This is a genomic window from Streptomyces sp. NPDC043854, from assembly GCF_056436005.1.
In genome coordinates this window covers 11,956-31,723 of record NZ_JBWKDK010000043.1, presented here as the reverse complement: position 1 = coordinate 31,723, position 19,768 = coordinate 11,956, and the positions used below count along the sequence as shown (strand labels likewise).

10 protein-coding genes are annotated in these 19,768 nt (G+C 75.6%); 7 read left to right on the top strand and 3 right to left on the bottom strand.

Translation table 11 applies throughout. From position 1 onward, the window contains the following. Window positions 1–177: 177 nt before the first annotated feature. Window positions 178–5,160 (top strand): DNA-binding protein, encoded by a 4,983-nt coding sequence (locus AC068A_RS29285; protein ID WP_478589266.1) that lies wholly within the window; start codon window positions 178–180, stop codon window positions 5,158–5,160. A gap of 399 nt (window positions 5,161–5,559) precedes the next feature. Further along, window positions 5,560–10,539, top strand: coding sequence for a DNA-binding protein (locus AC068A_RS29280; RefSeq protein WP_478589265.1), 4,980 nt, complete (start codon window positions 5,560–5,562; stop codon window positions 10,537–10,539). A gap of 83 nt (window positions 10,540–10,622) precedes the next feature. On the opposite strand, the gene AC068A_RS29275 is transcribed toward AC068A_RS29280, so the two are convergent. The 3 genes from AC068A_RS29275 to AC068A_RS29265 form a co-directional block, all read right to left on the bottom strand. Continuing rightward, window positions 10,623–11,636 carry a TolB-like translocation protein gene (locus AC068A_RS29275; RefSeq protein WP_478589264.1) on the bottom strand — a complete coding sequence of 338 codons (1,014 nt, stop codon included), beginning with the start codon at window positions 11,634–11,636 and terminating at the stop codon, window positions 10,623–10,625. Further along, window positions 11,633–13,024 (bottom strand): MFS transporter, encoded by a 1,392-nt coding sequence (locus AC068A_RS29270; RefSeq protein ID WP_478589263.1) that lies wholly within the window; start codon window positions 13,022–13,024, stop codon window positions 11,633–11,635. The genes AC068A_RS29275 and AC068A_RS29270 overlap by 4 nt, the downstream gene beginning before the upstream one ends. A 151-nt stretch (window positions 13,025–13,175) precedes the next feature. Then, window positions 13,176–14,075: a glycosyltransferase gene (locus AC068A_RS29265; RefSeq protein WP_478589262.1), complete on the bottom strand. Its 900-nt coding sequence runs from the start codon at window positions 14,073–14,075 to the stop codon at window positions 13,176–13,178. A 417-nt stretch (window positions 14,076–14,492) separates the two neighbouring features. Here AC068A_RS29265 and AC068A_RS29260 point away from each other — a divergent pair, with 417 nt between their 5' ends. The 5 genes from AC068A_RS29260 (at window position 14,493) to AC068A_RS29240 (ending at window position 19,753) form a co-directional block, all read left to right on the top strand. After that, window positions 14,493–15,593 (top strand): Gfo/Idh/MocA family protein, encoded by a 1,101-nt coding sequence (locus AC068A_RS29260; protein ID WP_478589261.1) that lies wholly within the window; start codon window positions 14,493–14,495, stop codon window positions 15,591–15,593. Between the two features lie 95 nt (window positions 15,594–15,688). Continuing rightward, the gene (locus AC068A_RS29255) at window positions 15,689–16,699 is read left to right on the top strand and encodes an NAD-dependent epimerase/dehydratase family protein (RefSeq protein ID WP_478589260.1); all 1,011 of its coding nucleotides are present in this window, start codon (window positions 15,689–15,691) and stop codon (window positions 16,697–16,699) included. Next, complete coding sequence (locus tag AC068A_RS29250; RefSeq protein ID WP_478589259.1) at window positions 16,696–17,847, top strand: DegT/DnrJ/EryC1/StrS family aminotransferase; 1,152 nt, start codon at window positions 16,696–16,698, stop codon at window positions 17,845–17,847. The genes AC068A_RS29255 and AC068A_RS29250 overlap by 4 nt, the downstream gene beginning before the upstream one ends. Beyond that, a complete protein-coding gene (locus AC068A_RS29245; RefSeq protein WP_478589258.1) occupies window positions 17,844–18,641 on the top strand; it encodes an acetyltransferase in 798 nt (265 codons plus the stop codon). Before AC068A_RS29250 ends, AC068A_RS29245 begins: the two co-directional genes overlap by 4 nt. Beyond that, window positions 18,638–19,753: a DegT/DnrJ/EryC1/StrS family aminotransferase gene (locus AC068A_RS29240; protein ID WP_478589257.1), complete on the top strand. Its 1,116-nt coding sequence runs from the start codon at window positions 18,638–18,640 to the stop codon at window positions 19,751–19,753. The genes AC068A_RS29245 and AC068A_RS29240 overlap by 4 nt, the downstream gene beginning before the upstream one ends. The last annotated feature ends 15 nt before the right edge of the window (window positions 19,754–19,768 follow it).

Genomic DNA, 19,768 nt, shown 5'->3' with positions numbered 1-19,768 from the left:
GCCGGCGGGCTCCGTGCCCCCGCTCGGCTGGGCCCGCCCTCGGGTGTGACCCCGGCGCCGGGTTGTCGGTAGGGGACGCTAAGGTCCCCGTCGTACCGCAGCTCAAGGGGTGATGCTCGGGACGCGGAGGGCCGCCGCACCGTACTTCGGCCACAACGACCGAAGGGGCGGGAGCACATGACCGGCAATACCATTGGCACCACCGACACCGCGGGCAGCGGCTCGGCCGGCGCGCCCGAGCGTCCGAGCGAGGCCGAACTGCTGCTCAAGGCCGGCGCGGTGCTGCCGTACGGCACCGAGGACGCCGGGCCCGAGGCCGTGGAGCTCACCGCCCGCGCCTACCGCCACCCGGGCCTGGCCGACGACGGCCGCGTCGTCGTCCGTATTGCCGTCGCCGATCAGGGCGCCGCCGAGGACCGTGCCGTCGGCTTCCTCGGCCTGGAGCCCGACGGCGAGCTGGCCGTGGTCGGCCTCGGCCACCGCCGGACCCTCGGCTTCCCGGAGTGGCTGCTCGTCCACCACCCCGAGGACGGCCACCACGCCCTGGCCCTCGTACCCGAACTGGAGCGGATCGCCCGCCAGGCGAGGACCAAGCCCAAGGCAGCCCTGGCAGCCTGCCACGAGCTGGCCGAGCGGCTGGCCGGCTCCCTGCCGCACTTCCTGCCCGTCGTCTGCGAAGAAGCCGCGCGCCTCTTCCTGTCGGCCGAGAACCCCGCTTTCGCCGCGCAGTTGTTCGCCCTGGCCCGCAAGAGCGAGGCCACCCACGGCCTGGCCGTCGACGAAGACCGCCTCGACGCCGTCTTCCTCGAATTCGCGCTGGCCGGCGCCCTGCCGGTACGGGTGCTCACCAGCCACGGCAAGGCCATGGAGGGCCGCGTGCACGCGTCGGAGGCGTACGAGCGCTTCCGCCGCCTGTGCGTGCGCCGCACCGCCGCCGGCATGACGCCGTCCGTCCAGACGGACGCCACCCTGCGGCGGCTGGCCCGCGCAGCCGGCCTCGACCCGGCCGCAGCCGAGCAGGACTACATGGCCGAACTGCTGCCGCTCCCCGCCGTCCTGCGTGCGAGCCTCGCCTGGTGGAAGGCCCACAGGGCCGCACTGGTCGCCCTCGCCCGCCGGGAACCCGCCGTGCGCGGCACCCTGCTGTCCCTGATGCCGGCGTGCGGCGAGGACCGGGACGGCGAGATGTCCGCCCTGTGGCTGGAGATCCTGGAGGAAGGGGGCGCCACCGCCGCCCTGGCCTCCGAGGCGCCCACCGCCGAGGAGGGCTGCGCGGACGGCACCGCCGGCTGGCTGGAACGGTTCCACGCCGCCCGCCACTCCTCCTGGGGCACCCGGATCACGCCGCCGCTCCTGCTCGACCTGGTGGAGCGCGCCGCGGGCCGGCTGCGCACCGAACTCGCCGCGCCGGGCCGCAAGGACGCCGCGTTGAAGATCGGTCTCGAGGACGTCGCCCTGCTCGACCGGCTGCTCTGCCTGGGCGTCCCCGTTGCCGCCCCGAAGGTCGGGGTCGCGCTCGACCTGGCCGCCTGGGCCGTTCCGGAAGAGCGCTCCGACCTGCTGGGGATCGCCGCCGACGAGCGGTTCCGGCCCGCCTTCCGGCAGGCCCTGTACGGCTACGACGACAGCACGCTCGCCCACGAGGTGATCCCGCGCCTGGCCGAGTCGCCCGGCGGACGCCCGATGCTCGGCGAGTGGGTGCGCGAAGTGGCCCGGGCCTGTGGGGAGGTGGGCCTGCCGGGGGTACCGGAGGCGATCGGGCGCCTCAGCGGGCTGCCCGCCGAGGCACTGGCCCTGGCGGAGGAGGAGGTGGCCGCCGCCGTCGCCATCGACATCGGGGCACTGCTGGCCCGCACCCTGAACGGTGGCCTGTTCGAGGAGCTGACCTGGCCGGCCTGGGAGGAAGCGGTCGCCGAGCTGGCGCCGCGCCTCTTCCGCCGGGACCTGATCGTGGTCAGCGCCTGGCCGTACCTGATCGTGGGCACCGAGCGGCAGGTGCGGGTGATCGACGCCCACTCCACCGTGCTCGTCCACGACCTGCGCGTCCCGGCCGGCACCTGTCGCTCCGTCGGCTTCCACTACGTCGACGGCGCGCTGCTGGTCTGCTGGTGGCCCTGGGACGGCGGCGGGGACGTGCAGGGCTACTGGCACACGGACCCCGACCGGATCTTCACCGTGGACACCGGCAAGTACCCCTGGCGGCTTAGCCTCCAGCACACCGCCCTGCCGCTGGCCGACGGCGGTCTCACCACCGGCGCGGGCGCCCTCCACCGGGGCGACACCGCGCTGCCGGACGAACGCCCGACGCTGTCCGACGGAGTCTCGTACTGGGTCTGGGACGGCACGGACGAGCCCGCCGGCTGGGCCGAGTACGACCCGGCCCGGGAGGCCGTGGGCCGGCGCGCCCTGCCCGGCTTCCTCGCCGACGCCGTTCAGGGCCTCCCCGAGGGCAGTACCCTGTGCGCCGACAGCAGCTGGCTGCGGCCGGCGCCCGCCGTCGAGGGCTCGGTGCTCGGGGCACCGGTGGACGGCGTCCTCGGCTGGCGGGTGGTGGACGTGCCCGGGCAGGGTTACCGGGCCTGTGACACCGCCGGACGCAGCGTCACCGTTCCCGAGGGCGGCGGACTCCCGCTCGCGGCGGTCACCTTCCCCGGCGACGAGCGCCCGCGTGCGCTGACGGCGTCCCAGTGGGAATACCAGCTCACCGACCCGGACGGGGTGCTCACGGCAGAGTCGCGCTACCCCGTCTCGCGCCACGCCACCGGCGTCAGCGCGACCGCCCTGCCGCCCGCCGGGCACTGGTTCTGCCTGCGCCCCCGCGACTCCGAGGGGTCGGCGGCGCTGCGCGCCGTGGACCGGGACGCCGCAGCCGCACTCCTCGCAGTGGCCGCCATGGCCCGGGAGGCCGAGGGCACGGCGGAACACGCCGCGCGGGCCGAGACGCTGTCCGGCCTGGTGCGGGACGCGCTGCCGCAGGTCACCGACCCGGTGCTGGTCCAGGGCGTCGCCTACTGGATCGGCTTCGCGCTCGACCAGCGGCCGATCCTGGAAGCCGCCGCCGCGCGTCTCGCCCCCGGTGCGCAGGACGAGCCGGACCGCACGACCCCGCCGGGCCCCTCGGACCACCTACTGGCGCAGGCGGTGTCCGGCCTGACCGGAACCGTCCACTACGGCCGGGCCAGCGGCAACGCCGACGCCGTGTTCCGGTTCCTGTCCGCCCTCGCCGAGGCCGTGGCGGACACCGGAGCCGCCGCCGTCACGGGCCGACTGCACACCGAGCTGCCCCCTCTGCCCTTCACCACCGTTGAGTGGGCCCCGCTGCTGGAACAGCCGGCCGCCCTCGCCTACCGGGCGGTCGCCGCGGGCACCACCGACGAACAGCGGCAGATCCTGCTGGCCCTGCTCCGGGAGGCCGACGGGCTGGGCCTGGCCTCCGCCGCCACCGGCCGGTGGCGCCTGGCCCGGATCCACCTGCCCCAGCGCGACCTCCTGAACAAGCCGGCCACCGCGCGCCGCCCCTACCACAGCAGCATCCTCCCCCTTGGTGGCGGAGCCTTCCTCGCCACCGGCCGGGACTGCGAGTCGACGGTCGACGGCTTCGAGCTCGGGGTCGTCCAGTACGACCCCGCGGGCCGGTTCACCGTGCCCGAGCCCTATACCCTGCGCGGGCACAGACCCCTCGGCGACGCCGTGCGCGGGCCCGGCTGGCTGGCCCGCTTCCTCGACGCCGCCGCAGAGCGGGGCGCCGCGCCCTGGCTGCCCGCGGCGGCGGAGGAATTCGCCCGGCTCACCGGCGTGACCGGCACCCTGGCCCGGCTGGTGGTCGCCGGCCTGCCCGCCGTGGACCACTACGAGAGCAGCTTCCTGACCGCCGGGCAGCGCAAGGCGATCGGGGTCAAGGCCGGCGACGCCGCCGCTGCCCGTGACGACCTCAAGGTTCTGCCCGCCGACGTGCGCCGCTCCCTGGTTGCGGCGCTACTGCCCGCCGACCCGGCCCGGCTGTGGACCGACGGCCCGGACGTGGCCGCGGCCGCCGAGGTGTGGAACAGGCACGTGGGCCGCCGCGTCCCGGTCCCGGACTGGCTCCTCACCGAGGCCCGGCGGGACGTCCGCACCGACTGGTCCGCCGTGCGTTCCCTGCCCGCGGTGCTCGACCCGGCCACCGCCCCGCCGCTGAGCACCGACGCGCCGTGGGAGGTGCGGGACGGCCAGGCGGTGCCGCAGACGCCGAATGCCGAGGCGTTCTCCTCGGACGTGCTGACCGGCGTGGTGGGCATGGCCGCCTGGCTGGCCCACCGGCTGCCGGCCGGCGACCCGCTCCGGGCCCTCCTGCCGTCGGCGCTCACCGCCGTACGGCAGCGTCTCGCCGCACCGCAACTGCTGCTGGAGCTCGGTGCGTACACGAACCCGGCCGAGTTCCGGAAGGCCGCCGGGGCTCCGACCCGTACGGCCGAGCACTACGAGGAGTACGGAGCGGTCGTCCTGCCCCGCACCGAGGACGCGTCCCTGCCCGCTCTGCGCCCGACCCTGCTGGACTCCACCGGCTCCGACCCGTACCTGCCGCTGCTGCGCCGTGCCGACCAGCGGCCGTACCCCGTGGAGACCGCGCTGCGCTGCGCCCACGACCCGCGGTTCGCGGCGCTCCTCGCCGACCCGGGCGCCCCGGCCGCCGGCACGGTGGACACGGACGGGACGTGGTGGCCGCAGGACCCGGGCCGGTCGGTGCCGGAGCTGGTGGCCGAGGCGCAGTCCGCGTACGGCGTGGGGGCGGATGCGGCGGTGCTGTACCTGATGCTGCTGGCCATGCCCGACCCCACCGACCGGAACACGGCCCGGTGGACGGGCTGGAAGCCGGCCCGGCTGAAGGCGGCCCGCGCCGAACTGGCCGCCACCGACCTGGTGGTGACGGCCAGCCGCACCCGGGCCGGGCGCACCCTGTTCCTCCCCGGCGGCTGGGTGGAGCCGGCCTCGTCCTGGCTGCCGCTGGAGGAGTGGAAGGCGCCGATGTTCGGCTTGCTCGCCGGACGGGTGCCGCTCCTCGGTGTACTGGTGCCGGACGAACCCGTCGCCGCGCTCTACCGACGGGCCTGGCAGCGGGTCCGTGAGGGCGACGCGCCCCGATTCGGGGAGCTGAAGGTACGGCGCGGCCGCCGCCGCTGAGCCCGGGCCGCCGGACACGGGGTGGTGGCCGGCGGCGCTGTCGGGACGGCCGTCAGCCGAGGCGGGGTCGGTGAGGAGGTGGCCGACGCCAGCAGGCGCGGCACGCCCGAGCCGTCCGCCGGGACCGCCCACAGGTCCATGACGTGCTCGCGCCACAGCTGCGCCCCGCGCTGCACCCGGACTGGGGGCCGCGGATCTGACCGGGCGTCGACGACCGGCATGCCGCCGCCGGGCTCCGTGCCCCCGCTCGGTCGGACCCCCTCGGATGTGATCCCGGCGCCGGGTTGTCAGTAGGGGACGCTAAGGTCCCCGTCGTACCGCAGCTCAAGGGGTGATGCTCGGGACGCGGAGGGCCGCCGCACCGTACTTCGGCCACAACGACCGAAGGGGCGGGAGCACATGACCGGCAACACCATTGGCACCACCGACACCGCGGGCAGCGGCTCGGCCGGCGCGCCGGAGGGCGCGAACGAGGCCGAACTGCTGCTCAGGGCCGGCGCGGTGCTGCCGTACGGCACCGAGGACGCCGGGCCCGAGGCCGTGGAGCTCACCGCCCGCGCCTACCGCCACCCGGGCCTGGCCGACGACGGCCGCGTCGTGGTCCGCCTCGCCGCCGCCGATCAGGGCGCCGCCGAGGACCGTGCCGTCGGCTTCCTCGGTCTGGAGCCCGATGGCGAGCCGGCCGTGGTCGGCCTCGGCCGCCGCCGGACCCTCGGCTTCCCGGAGTGGCTGCTCGTCCACCACCCCGAGGACGGCCACCACGCCCTGGCCCTCGTGCCCGAACTGGAGCGGATCGCCCGTCAGGCGAGGACCAAGCCGAAGGCAGCCCTGGCAGCCTGCCACGAGCTGGCCGAGCGGCTGGCCGGCTCCCTGCCGCACTTCCTGCCCGTCGTCTGCGAGCAGGCCGCACGCCTCTTCCTCGCCTCCGACAACCGCACGTTCGCCGCGCAGTTGTTCGCGCTGGCCCGCAAGAGCGAGGTCAACCACGGCCTGGCCGTCGACGAGGACCGCCTCGACGCAGTCTTCCTGGAGTTCGCACTGGCCGGCGCCCTGCCGGTACGGGCGCTCACTGCCTACGGCAAGGACCTGGAGGGACGGGTGCCCGCACCGGAGGCGTACGAGCGCTTCCGCCGCCTGTGCGTGCGCCGCACCGCCGCCGGCATGACGCCTTCCGCCCAGGCGGACGCCACCCTGCGCCGACTGGCCCGCGCAGCCGGCCTCGACCCCGCGGTGGCCGAGCAGGACTACCTCGCCGAACTGCTGCCGCTCCCCGCCGTCCCCCGCGCGAACACGGCCTGGTGGAAGGCCCACAGGGCCGCGCTGATCGCCCTCGCCCGCCGGGAACCCGCCGTGCGCGGCACCCTGCTGTCCCTCATGCCGGCCTGCGGCGAGGACGGAACCGGCGAACTGTCCGCCCTGTGGCTGGAGATCCTGGAGGAGTCGGGCGCCACCGCCGCGCTCGTCTCCGAGGCGCCCACCGCCGAGGAGGGCTGCGCGGACGGCACCGCCGGCTGGCTGGAACGGTTCCACGCCGCCCGCCACTCCTCCTGGGGCACCCGGCCCGCGCCGCCGCTCCTGCTCGACCTGGTGGAGCGCGCCGCGGGCCGGCTGCGCACCGAACTCGCCGCGCCGGGCCGCAAGGACGCCGCGCTGAAGATCGGCGCCCAGGACGTCGCCCTGCTCGACCGGCTGCTCTCCCTCGGCATCCCCGTCGCCGCCCCGGGGGAGAACGATCGGCTCGACCTGGCCGGCTGGGCCGCGGCAGAGGAGCGCTCCGACCTGCTGGGGATCGCCGCCGACGAGCGGTTCCGGCCCGCCTTCACCAGCTCCCTGTACGCCACCTGCCACGACAACAGCACCAGCCATGACGTCGTCCGGCGACTGGCCGAGTCGCCCGGCGGCCGCCCGATGCTCGCCGCATGGGTGCGCGAGGTGGCCCGGGCCTGCGCGGACACCGGGCTGCCCGGGATACCGGAGGCGGTCGATCGCCTCACCTGGCTGCCCGTCGAGGCACTGGCCCTCGCCGAGGATGAGGTGGCCGCCGCCGTCGCCATCGACGTCGGGGCGCTGCTGGCACGCACCCTGAACGGCGGCCTGTTCGAGGAGCTGACCTGGCCGGCCTGGGAGGAAGCGGTCGCCGAGCTGGCGCCGCGACAGACACACCAGGACCTGACCGTGGTCAGCGCCTGGCCGCACCTGATCGTGGCCAACGAACGGCAGGTCCGGGTGATCGACGCCCACTCCACCGTCCTCGTCCACGACCTGCGCATCCCCGGCAGCGCCCAACGCTTCCTCGGCTTCCACTACGTCAACGGCGCCCTGCTGGTCTGCTGGCTGCCCGTGTACGGCAGCGGCGGGGTCCGGGGGTACTGGCACCCCGAGCCCGACCGGATCTTCACCGTGGACACCGGTGAGCACCCCTGGCGGCTGAGCCTCGAGCACACCGCCCTGCCGCTCGCCGACGGCGGTCTCACCACCGGCGCGGGCACCCTGCACCGCGGCGACACCGCGCTGCCGGACGAACGGCTTACCCTGTCCGACGGAGTCTCGTACTGGGTCTGGGACGGCACGGACGAGCCCGCCGGCTGGGCCGAGTACGACCCGGCCCGGGAGGCCGTGGGCCGCCGCTCCCTGCCCGGCTTCCTCGCCGACGCCGTTCAGGGCCTCCCCGAGGGCAGTACCCTGTGCGCCGACAGCAGCTGGCTGCGGCCGGCGCCCGCCGTCGAGGGCTCGGTGCTCGGCGCGCCCGTGGACGGCGTCCTCGGCTGGCGGGTGGTGGACGTGCCCGGGCAGGGTTACCGGGCCTGTGACACCGCCGGACGCAGCGTCACCGTTCCCGAGGGTGGCGGGTTCCCGCTCGCGGCGGTCACCTTCCCCGGCGACGAGCGCCCGCGCGCGCTGTCCGCGTACTGGCAGTACTTCCAGCTCACCGACCCGGACGGGGTGGTCACCGCCTACTCGCGCTACCGCACCTCGCACACTGCCCGCGGCGTCAGCGAGAACCACATGCCGCCCGTCGGGCACTGGTTCTGCCTGCGTCCGCGCGACCCGCAGGGCTCGGCGGCGCTGCGCGCGGCGGACCGGGCTGTCGCGGCTGCGCTGCTCGCCGCGGTCCAGGCGGACGCGGGCACGGCGGAGGGAGCCGAAGGCACCGACGCCCTGTCCGCCCTGGTGCGGGACGCGCTGCCGCAGGTCACCGACCCGGTGCTCGTCCAGGGCGTCGCCGACTGGGTCGGCTTCGCCCTCGACCAGCGGGCCACCCTGGAAGCCGTCCGCGCGCGCCTCACCTCCGGGACACCGGGCGAGGCGGACGGGCAGACCCCGCCGCGCCCCTCGGACTACGTGCTGGACCAGGCGCTGTCCGGACTGACCGGAGTCGTCCACTACGGCTGGGGCGGCGGTCGGGAAGACAACGTCTTCCGCATCCTGTCCGCCTTCGCCGCTGCCGGTGCGGACACCAGTGCCGCCGCCGAGCCCGGCCGGCTGCACACCGAGATGCCCTGCCTGCCGTTCACCGTGCTGGCGTGGCACGAGCTGCTGGAGCAGCCGGCCGCGCTCGCCTACCGGGCGGTCGCCGCAGGCATCGCCGACGAGCAGCGCGAGGCCCTGCTGGCCCTGCTGCGGGAGATCGACGGCCTGGGCCTGGCCTCCGCCGCCACCGGCCGGTGGCGGATGGTCCGGATCCACCTGGCCCATCAGGAGCTCCTGAACAAGCCGGACACCGCGCGCCACCCCTACCGCGCCGGCGTCCTGCCCCTCGGCGGCGGGGCCTTCCTCGCCACCGGCCGGGACTGCAAGTCGACGGTCGACGGCTTCGAGCTCGGGGCCGTCCAGTACGACCCCGCGGGCCGGTTCACCGTGCCCGAGCCCTACACCCTGCGCCGGCACAGACCCCTCGGCGACCCCGAGCGCGGGCCCGGCTGGCTGGCCCGCTTCCTCGACGCCGCCGCAGAGCGCGGCGCCGCGCCCTGGCTGCCCGCGGCGGCGGAGGAATTCGCCCGGCTCACCGGCGTATCCGAGACCCTGGCCCGGCTGGTGGTCGCCGGCCTGCCGGCCGTGGACAGGACCGAGCGCAGCTTCCTGACCGCCGGGCAGCGGGAGGCGATCGGCGTCAAGGCCGGCGACGCCGCCGTGGCCCGCGACGACCTCCGGGGCCTGGACGCCGACGTGCGCCGGGCCCTCGTCGCGGCGCTGCTGCCGGCCGACCCGGCCCGGCTGTGGACCGACGGCCCGGACGCGGCCGCGGCCGCCGAGGTGTGGAACCGGCGGGTCGGCCGCCGCGTCCCGGTCCCGGAATGGCTGACCGCCGAGGCACAGCGGGGCGTCAGCGCCTGCTGGCCCGCCGTGCGCTCCCTGCCCGCAGTGCTCGACCCGGCGGCCGCACCCCAGCTGAACACCGACGTGCCGTGGGAGGTCAGGGAAGGCCAGGCGGCGCCCCAGGCGCCTGACGCCGGGCCGGTGTTCTGCCCGGACGTGCTGACCGGCGTGGTGGGCATGGCCGCCTGGCTGGCCCACCGGCTGCCGGCCGGCGACCCGCTCCGGGCCCTCCTGCCGTCGGCGCTCACCGCCGTACGGCAGCGGCTCGCCGCACCGCAGCTCCTGCTGAGGCTCGGCGTCTACATCAACCTGGCGGAGTTCCGCAAGGCTGCCGGCGCGCCGACCCGTACGGCCGAGCACTTCGAGGAGTACGGAGCGGTGGTCCTGCCGCTCGCAGACGAGGTCTCCCCGCTGGCACTGCGCCCCACCCTGCTCGACTCCACCGGCGCCGACCCCTACCTCCCGCTGCTGCGCGGCACCAACCAGCGTCCGTACCCCGTGGAGACCGCGCTGCGCTGCGCCCACGACCCGCGGTTCGCGGCGCTCCTCGCCGACCCGGGCGCCCCGGCGGCGGGCGCGGTGGACAAGGACGGGACGTGGTGGCCGCAGGACCCGGGCCGGTCGGTGCCGGAGCTGGTGGCCGAGGCGCAGTCCGCGTACGGCCTGGGGGCGGATGCGGCGGTGCTGTACCTGATGCTGCTGGCCATGCCCGACCCCACCGACCGGAACACGGCCCGCTGGACGGGCTGGAAGCCGGCCCGGCTGAAGGCCGCCCGCGCCGAACTGGCCGCCACCGACCTGGTGGTGACGGCCAGCCGCACCCGCGCGGGGCGCTCGCTGTTCCTCCCCGGCGGCTGGGTGGAGCCGGTCTCGCCCTGGCTGCCGCTGGAGGAGTGGAAGACGCCGATGTACGACCTGCTCGCCGGGCGGATCCCGCTCCTCGGCGTGCTGGTGCCGGCCGAACCGGTGGCAGCGCTCTACCAGCGGGCCTGGCAGCGGGTCCGTGAGGGCGATGCGCCCCGGTTCGGGGAGCTGAAGGTACGGCGCGGCCGCCGCCGCTGACCCCCGGCCGGGACCCTCGCCCGAGGGGCACGCCGCCGACCGGTCTCGGGGTCGGCGGCGGCCCGGCCCGACGGGCAGGGCCGTCAGCCGAGGCGGGTCGGTGAGGAGGCGGCCGACGCCAGCAGGCGCGGCGCGCCCGAGCCGTCCGCCGGGACCGTCCACAGGTCCGAGGTGTCCGGCGCGCCGGCGGCGGGCAGGGCGTAGGCCACCGTGTGGTCGTCGAGCCACAGGGCCTGGTCGTCCACGCTGTGCTTCTCCGCGAGCGGCTGCTCGCGCAGCGTCCGCAGGTCCATGACGTGCTCGCGCCACAGCTGGGCCCCGCGCTGCACCCGCTTCTTGTACACGATCCGCGTCTCGTCGGGGGACAGCGACGGGCACTCGACGTTCCGGGCCAGGGTGGTGACACTGCGCTGCGCGATCGAGCCCTTCACCAGGTACGTCTGGCCGGCCGTGCCGAGCGTGGCGTAGAAGGTGTCGTCGTCCTTGGCGAAGGTGACGCCCCAGAAGTTCACGTCGGCCGCGCTGTAGGGCTTGCCGTCCAGCACGACGGAGAACTTCTCCAGGTCTGCTTCGAGCACCCCGCTGCGGGTGTCGGCGATCGCCGTACGGGTGGAGAAGAACGCCGAGCCGTACGACTCCCCGGACACGAAGACGGTCCACGCGGCGAACCGGCCGCTCGGGGAGACCCGGGCCCGGGACGGCGTGCCCGCGAGCGGGAAGCTGCGCACCGTGCGCAGCTCCGAGTCGACGATCACGGCCCGGTTGTCCTGGGCGAGCGCGCCCGGCGTGGAGACCAGGCACACCCCGGTGCCGGCGGCCGCGTGGAAGCGCTTGCAGTTCAGGCCCGAGGCGGTGCGCTCGCCCTTGGGCGCCCTGGCCGGGACCGAGACGAGGGACCCGCGGTGCGGGCCCTGCGCGCCGTTGAGGAAGGCCAGTCCGTCCGCCCGGTCCAGGGTGACCCGGCCCTCCGCGACCGCGGGGTCGCCCTCCCGGGTCTGCTCGGTGCGGGCGGCGGCGCGCACCACCAGCACGGCGGCGAGCCCCCCGAGGAGCAGCACGGCCAGGGCGAGTACGAGCAGGCGGCGGGAGCGCGTCATCGGTTTCCTCGGGAGCGTCGGGCCGGGGCCGGAGCTCCGTCCGGTCCCGTCGGGCGGAGTACGCGTCCGGCGACGGCCGCGCAGCAGCACAGGCCGGCCGCGGCGGCGGCGAGCGCGGGGCCGGGACCCCACAGGGTCCACGCGCCGCCGAAGGCGAGCGAGCAGCCGAAGCGGGCCAGCGCCTGGCCGGTGCCGACGACGGCGAGCCCGGTGGCCCGCAGCCGGGCGGGTACGGCAGCGCCGACGGCGGCGGGCAGCACCCCGTCGGTGGCGGCGTAGAACATGCCGTGCAGCGCGAGGACCACGAACGGCAGGGCCGGCCGGTCCGGGGCCCACAGCAGCAGCCCGTACCCGGCCAGCAGGAGCGCGTGCCCGGTGAGGAACACCGCGCGGCGCCCGATCCGGTCGGCGAGGACGCCGGCCGGGACGGCCAGCAGCAGGAACACCGCGGCGGTGCCGAGGGGGAGCAGCGGGAACCACCGCTCGCCGATCCCGGTGCGGTCCTGGAGCAGCAGGTACAGGAAGGCGTCGCTGACGGTGGTCAGCCCCAGCAGGGCGGCGCAGGCGGCCAGGGCGCGCAGTCGGGGCAGGCGCAGCAGGGACAGCGCCTCCCGCAGGCCGACCGCCGCCGGCTTCGCGGACGCGCCGGCGGATGTGTCGGCGGACGCGCCGACGGGCGTGTCGGCGGGCGTGTCGGCGGGCGCGTTCGCTCCGGCGGATCCGGACCTCGTCCGTCCGGTCCCGGGCCCTCCGCCGGACGGGACGAACAGGACGAGCACCACCACCCCGAGCACGGCCACGCAGCCGCTGACCCCGAACACGGCGTCGTACCCGTCGACCGCCGCGCCCAGGATGAGGAAGGCCGCGAGGGGGCCGAGCAGGGCCCCGGCGGTGTCCATGGCGCGGTGCACGCCGAAGGCCCGGCCCTGTGCCTCGGGCGGGGCGGACAGGGAGATCAGTGCGTCGCGCGGAGCGGTGCGCAGCCCCTTCCCGGTACGTTCCAGGGCGAGGACCACACCCACCGGGCCGAGGCTGTGGGCGAGCAGCAGCAGCGGTTTGCACAGGGCGGACAGGCCGTAGCCGATGCCGGCGATCAGCTTGTGGTTGCGGACCCGGTCGGCGAGGTGCCCGCCCAATAACTGCACCAGGGCGCTGACCCCGTTGTACAGGCCGTCGAGCGCGCCGAAGCCGAGCGGGCTGAGGCCGAGCCCGGCGACCAGGTACAGGGGCAGGACCGCGCTGACCATCTCGGAGGAGACGTCGGTGATCAGGCTGACCGTGCCCAGCGCGAGGACGGCCGGGGCGACGGCGACGGCGCGGGACCGGACGGGCCCGCCGCCCGGTACGCCCTTGGTGCCGCCGGGCGCGGAGCGGTCCGCCAGGTACATGCGCTTGCAGCTCCCGATGCCGACGGTCCGGGCCGCGCGGACGCGGCCGTGCGCGGTGGGTACGTTCGTACGCGCGAGGGGAACCCTAGTGGGTGTACCGGCCAACCGGGCGGCGTACGGCGGGATTCGGCCGTGATCGGCCCGGCGGGCGTCAGTCCTGCCGGCTGCTCTCGTCGCGCAGCCAGGTGGAGAAGTCCCCGGTCCGGATGGCCTTGCGGGACCCCCGGCGGGCGGCGAGGGCCGCCACGACGAAGACCACGACCGCGGGGAGCAGCCGCGGTTGAGCCAGCAGCAGGGCCCGCAGGTCGCCGGCACCCGTACGGGCGGACGCCGCCGGCGACCCCGCGCCCGGCCCCGTCCCCGACGCCGACCCGGACTCCGACTCCGCCTGGAACCGCTCCAGTTCGGCGGACGAGGTCGACGCCCGCACCTTCCGCCTGATCAGGTCGGCCCAGGTGCGCGGCGGCCGCACCACGACCCGCACCTCCTCGACCACCCGCCGCTCCCCGGGCCCGAAGGCGAGCGAGGCGGCCAGGTCGTCGGCCATCAGCGGCGGCAGGGCGGCGAGCCGGGCGTGCCCCTGTTCCGACACCGCGATCACCCCGCGCCCGAACAGTCCCTCGCGGACGGCCGGAAGCCGCTGCCAGACCCGGTAGTACGCCCGGACCGGCCAGGCGCAGCCGGACAGCGGGACGTCCCGGCCGGGGGCCGCGGCCAGGAGTTCCGGGCCGGCGGTGAAGACCTCGGCCAAGGCCCGCGCGCCGGCCGCGCCGAGGACGACGTCGGCGTCCACGTACAGGCGGGGGAAGCCCCGCGCGTGCGCGTCCCCGGCCCGAAGTGCTGCGTGCTTGGAAGGGGTCGGGATCTCCACCACCCGTACGCGGTCGCCCCGCGCGCCCGCCACCGCGGCGGTGTCGTCCGTACAGCCGTTGCACACCACGACGATGTCGGGCCCCGGGCGGCCCGGCTCCGGGCCCTCGGCCAGGAGCGCGTCGAGCAGGCGGCCGATGACCCGGCCCTCGTTGTGGGCCGGTATCACGATGCTGGTCACCCGGGAAGTATGCACGCGCCGAACCTCCCTGCCGGCTGTTTCCCCCAACTCGCCCCGGCCGTAGGGCTGGTGGTCTAGATTGAACGGAGCCGACCGGATTCGGCGTGCTTCGGCAGCGCTGATGTTCCGCCGGAGCAGGGCAGTTGGGGAAGAGGCGGGTGCGGCGGCCGGGGGGAAACTGGCTGCCCATCCGTGGGCCGGAGCGGCGCGTGGGGTGCCGGGGCCGGCCGGGGGGCGGAAGTACGTGGAACACGTAGGGCATCGGTCGTGGGGGGCCATCACCGCCCGGCGGGTCATGGACGGGTCGCGCAGGCGCCCGGCCCGCCGCCGACGGCACCCCCTTCCTTCGCACGCGTCCCCGCCATGGGTTGTCGTCACGCCCGAGGGCGTGCGCGCGGAACGGAGAAGGGGAACACTGTGAAAGACACCGCGAAGGACGCGGGGCAGGACACCGCAGCAGCAGGCGCGGGGCCGGTGAAGCCGTTGGGTGTCGCCGTCGTCGGCGCGGGCTACTGGGGCCCCAACCTCGTCCGCAACTTCCAGTCCAGCCCCGAATTCCGGCTCCGCTGGCTGTGCGACCTGAACCTCGACCGGGCCCACCAGGTCCTCGGCGGGTACTCCACGGTCCAGGCCACCTCGGACCTCCGGTCGGTCCTCGCCGACCCGGCCGTCGACGCGGTCGCCGTGGCCACCCCGGCCGGCACCCACCTCGACGTCGCCCTGGCCGCCCTGCGCGCCGGCAAGCACGTCCTCGTGGAGAAGCCCCTCGCCGCCACCTACGAGGACGGCCTGCGGCTGGTGACCGAGGCCGAGAAGCGCGACCTCACCCTCATGTGCGACCACACCTACTGCTACACCCCGGCGGCCGCCCGCATCCGCGAGATGGTCCGCTCCGGCGAACTCGGCGAGATCCAGTTCTTCGACTCGGTCAGGATCAACCTGGGACTGGTCCAGAAGGACGTGGACGTCCTGTGGGACCTGGCCCCGCACGACCTCTCCGTCCTCGACTTCATCCTCCCCGACACGGTCCGGCCCGTCGCCGTCGCCGCGCACGGCGCCGACCCGATCGGCGCCGGCCAGTCCTGCGTCTCCTACCTGACCCTCCAGCTCAACACCGGCGCCATAGCCCACGTCCACGTCAACTGGCTGTCCCCGGTGAAGGTCCGCACCACCATGGTCGGCGGCTCCAAGCGCACCCTGGTCTGGGACGACCTCAACCCCACCCAGCGCATCTCCGTGTTCGACCGCGGAGTGGAGCTCACCGCCCCGCAGGAGATCGGCGAGGCCCAGCGCCGCGACATGCTCGTCTCCTACCGCAGCGGCGACATGGTGGCGCCCGCGCTCGGCGAGAAGGAGGCCCTGCGCAGCATGGTCGAGGAGTTCGCCGCCGCTGTCAGAACGGGCCGCGCGCCGCTCACCGACGGCCGCTCCGGCCTCCAGGTGCTCGACATCCTGGAGGCGGCTTCCCGCAGCCTGGAGTTCCGCGGCGCGGTCGTCGGCCTGCGCACCGGACGCTGACCGTTCGACCGCACCGTCACGCCACCGCCCGCCGCGACGCACACCGCGGCGGGCCCGGCACGCAGCAACACGACAGACTCAGTGGGGGCAAGGCGTTGAGCAAGGTTCGAGACAAGAGGATCCTGGTCACCGGCGGAGCGGGCACCATCGGCTCGCACGTCGTCGACCTGCTGGTGGAGGGCGGCGCCCGCGAGGTCGTCGTCCTCGACAACTTCGTACGGGGACGCAGGGCCAACCTGGCCCGCGCCCTGCAGAGCGGCGTGGTGGACGTCGTAGAAGGGGACATCCGCGACACGGCCGCGGTGCGCAAGGCGACCGAGGGCACCGACCTGGTGTTCCACCTGGCCGCCATCCGCATCACCCAGTGCGCGGAGGAGCCGCGCCTGGCCAACGAGGTCATGGTCGACGGCACGTTCAACGTGCTGGAAGCGGCCGTCGCCGCCGGAGCGAGCAAGGTGATCGCCTCCTCCTCGGCCTCGGTGTACGGGCTGGCCGAGTCCTTCCCCACCACCGAACGCCACCACCCGTACAACAACGACACCTTCTACGGGGCGGCGAAGGCCTTCAACGAGGGCATGCTGCGCAGCTTCCACGCCATGTACGGCCTGGACTACGTGGCCCTGCGGTACTTCAACGTGTACGGGCCCCGGATGGACATCCACGGGCTGTACACCGAGGTCCTCATCCGGTGGATGGAGCGGATCGCCGCGGGCGAACCGCCGCTCATCCTCGGCGACGGCACCCAGACCATGGACTTCGTCCACGTCCGGGACATCGCCCGGGCCAACCTGCTGGCCGCCGAATCGGACCTGACCGACGAGGTGTTCAACGTGGCGAGCGGCACCGAGACCAGCCTGCGCCAGCTGGCCCTCGGCCTGCTCGAGGCCATGGACGCCGACGGCCTGGAGCCCGAGCACGGCCCGGCCCGCGCCGTCAACGGCGTCACCCGCCGGCTCGCCGACACCGTGCAGGCCGCCGAACGCCTCGGCTTCACCGCCCGCATCGACCTGCCCCGCGGGCTGAGGGACCTCGTGGACTGGTGGCGGGCCGAGCGCGCCGCCGACACCGCCACGGCCTCCGCAGCGGCCGAGGAGGCCGCCCGATGAGCGCCCCCGACACCCCCGCCCGCATCCCCGTCATGGTCCCCTGGCTCGGCGAGGAGGAGGCACGGGCCGCCGCCGACGCCGTGCGCTCCGGCTGGGTCGCCCAGGGCCCCCGCGTCGCCGAGTTCGAGCGGGCCTTCGCCGAACGCGTCGGCGCCGAGCACGGCATCGCCGTCAGCTCGTGCACCACCGCCCTCCACCTGGCCCTGATCGCGCTCGGCCTCGGCCCCGGCGACGAGGTGGTCGTACCCTCCCTGTCGTTCATCGCCACCGCCAACGCCGTCCGCTACGTCGGAGCACAACCGGTCTTCGCCGACGTCGACGAGGCCACCGGCAACCTCACCCCGGCCACCGTCGACGCCGTCCGCACCCCGCGGACCCGGGCCGTCCTCGCCGTCCACCAGGGCGGCGTACCCGCCGACGTGCACGCCCTGCGCGCCGCCTGCGCCGACTGGGGCGCAGCCCTCCTGGAGGACGCCGCCTGCGGCATCGGCGCGACCGTCGGCGGCAAGTCCGTCGGCCACGGCGCCCTGATCGCCGCCTGGTCCTTCCACCCCCGCAAGGTGATCACCACCGGCGAGGGCGGCATGGTCACCACGGACGACGCCGAATGGGCCGAGCGGCTGCGGCGGCTGCGCGAGCACGGCATGAACGTCTCCGCCGCCCAGCGGCACGCCAGCAGCAAACCGATCGCCGAGAGCTACCTCGAAGTCGGCTACAACTACCGGATGACCGACATCCAGGCCGCGGTCGGCCTGGTGCAACTGGGCAGGCTCGACGAGATCGTGGCCCGCCGGCGGGCCCTCGCCGCCCGGTACGCGGACCTCCTGGCCGGCATCCCCGGCCTGCACCCGGTCCGCGACCCCGCATACGGCGAGGGCAACTTCCAGTCGTACTGGGTCCTGCTCGGCGAGGACTTCCCCGTCGGCCGGGACCAGCTGCTCGCCGTGCTCGCCGAATCAGGGATCTCGGCCCGGCGCGGGATCATGGCCGCACACCTGGAGCCGGCGTACGCCGGACACGGCGCGGCGCCGCTGCCGGTCACCGAGCGGATCACCCGGGACTCGCTGATCCTGCCGCTGTTCCACACGATGACGCAGCAGCAGCAGGACCGGGTCGTGGCCGTACTGCGCGGGCAGGCCGGCGGATGAGCGGGCAGGCCACCGAGGACCTGCTGATCGTCGGCGCGGGCGGCTTCGCCCGCGAGACCGCCCAGGCCGTACGGGACGCGGCCGCCGCCGACCTGGCGTGCGGCCGCGCCCCCCGCTGGCGGCTGGCCGGGCACCTCGACGACGACCCGGCGCTGCACGGACGAGACGTCGACGGCGTGCCCGTCCTGGGGGACTGCGACCTGGTGCACCGGCTGCCCGCCACCGCCCGGGTCGTGGTCTGCGCGGGCAGCCCGCGCGACTACGGGGTCCGGGCCCGCCTGGTGCGCCGCCTGGCCCTGCCCGAGAGCCGCTACGCGACCGTGGTCCACCCCACGGCCGCGGTCTCGGCGTCCTCGGAGCTGGGCCCCGGCACGGTGCTGCTCGCGCACTGCGCGCTGACCGCCGCCGTACGCGTGGGCGCGCACGTGGCGGTCATGCCGCACGTGGTCCTCACCCACGACGACACGGTCGGGGACTTCGCCACGCTGGCCTCCGGGGCCCGCCTCGGCGGCGGCGTGTGGCTGGGGCGGGGGGCCTACGTCGGTGCGGGCGCCCTGGTCCGCGAGTACACCACGGTCGGCGCCTGGTCGCTGACCGGCATGGGGAGCACGGTCCTGGCCGATGTGCCGCCCGGCGAGGTCTGGGCCGGCAGCCCGGCCCGCAGGCTGCGCGAGGCGGACGCCCCGGCCCTCGACGAACTGCGGGCCGACGAGGCGCGGGCCGAGCGGGCACGGGCCGAAGGCAAGGAGACCGGCCACCGGCCGGAGACACGGATGGGGAGCACAGCCGGATGAACCAGATTCCGCTCGTCGACCTGAAGGCCGCGCACGCCGAGATCGCGGAGGAGTTACGCGCCGGGTTCGACCGCGTGCTCGCCGACACCGCCTTCATCGGCGGCGAGGAGGTCCGCACCTTCGAGCGCGAGTACGCCGACTTCGCCGGGGTCGGCCACTGCGTCGGCGTCGCCAACGGCACCGACGCCCTCGAACTCGCCCTGCGGGCCGTCGGCGTGGGCGTCGGGGACGAGGTGGTGCTGCCCGCCAACACGTTCATCGCCACCGCCGGCGCCGTCAACCGGATCGGCGCCCGTCCCGTCCTCGTGGACTGCCTCCCCGACACCCTGCTGATCGACCCGCAGGCCGCACTCGACGCCGTCGGCCCGAGAACCCGCGCCGTGGTACCCGTCCACCTGTACGGACAGTGCGCCCCCGCCGCAGAACTCGCCGAACGGCTGCCCGCGCAGGCCCGCATCGTCGAGGACGCCGCGCAGAGCCAGGGCGCAACCCGGGGCGGCCGCCCGCCCGGCAGCGGAACGATCGCCGCGACCAGCTTCTACCCGGGCAAGAACCTCGGCGCGTACGGGGACGCGGGCGCGGTCGTCACCGACGACGAGGAGACGGCCGGCCTGGTCCGGGCACTGGCCAACCACGGCGGCACCGCCAAGTACCGGCATGACGTCGCCGGGTTCAACAGCCGCCTCGACGGCCTCCAGGCCGTGGTCCTGCGGGCCAAGCTGGCCCGGCTGGCCGACGGGAACGCCGCCCGCCGCGCCGCCGCCGACCGCTACGACGAGCTGCTGGGCGACCTGGCCGCCGCCGGCCGCGTGACCCTCCCCGCCACCGCGGAGGGCAACGTCCACGTCTGGCACCTGTACGTCGTCCGCATCAGCGGAACCGACCGGGACGAGCTCGTCGGCAAGCTCAACGCCGAGGGCATCGGCGCCGGCGTGCACTACCCGGCCCCCGTCCACCTCACCCCGGCCTTCGCCCACCTCGGCCACGGCCGCGGGGACTTCCCGCACGCCGAGCAGGCCGCGGACCGGATGCTCTCGCTCCCGCTCTTCCCGCAGATCACCGCCGCCCAACAGCAGCGGGTCGTGGAAGCGTTCACCAACGCCCTGCGCTGACGCAAAAGAAGAGGT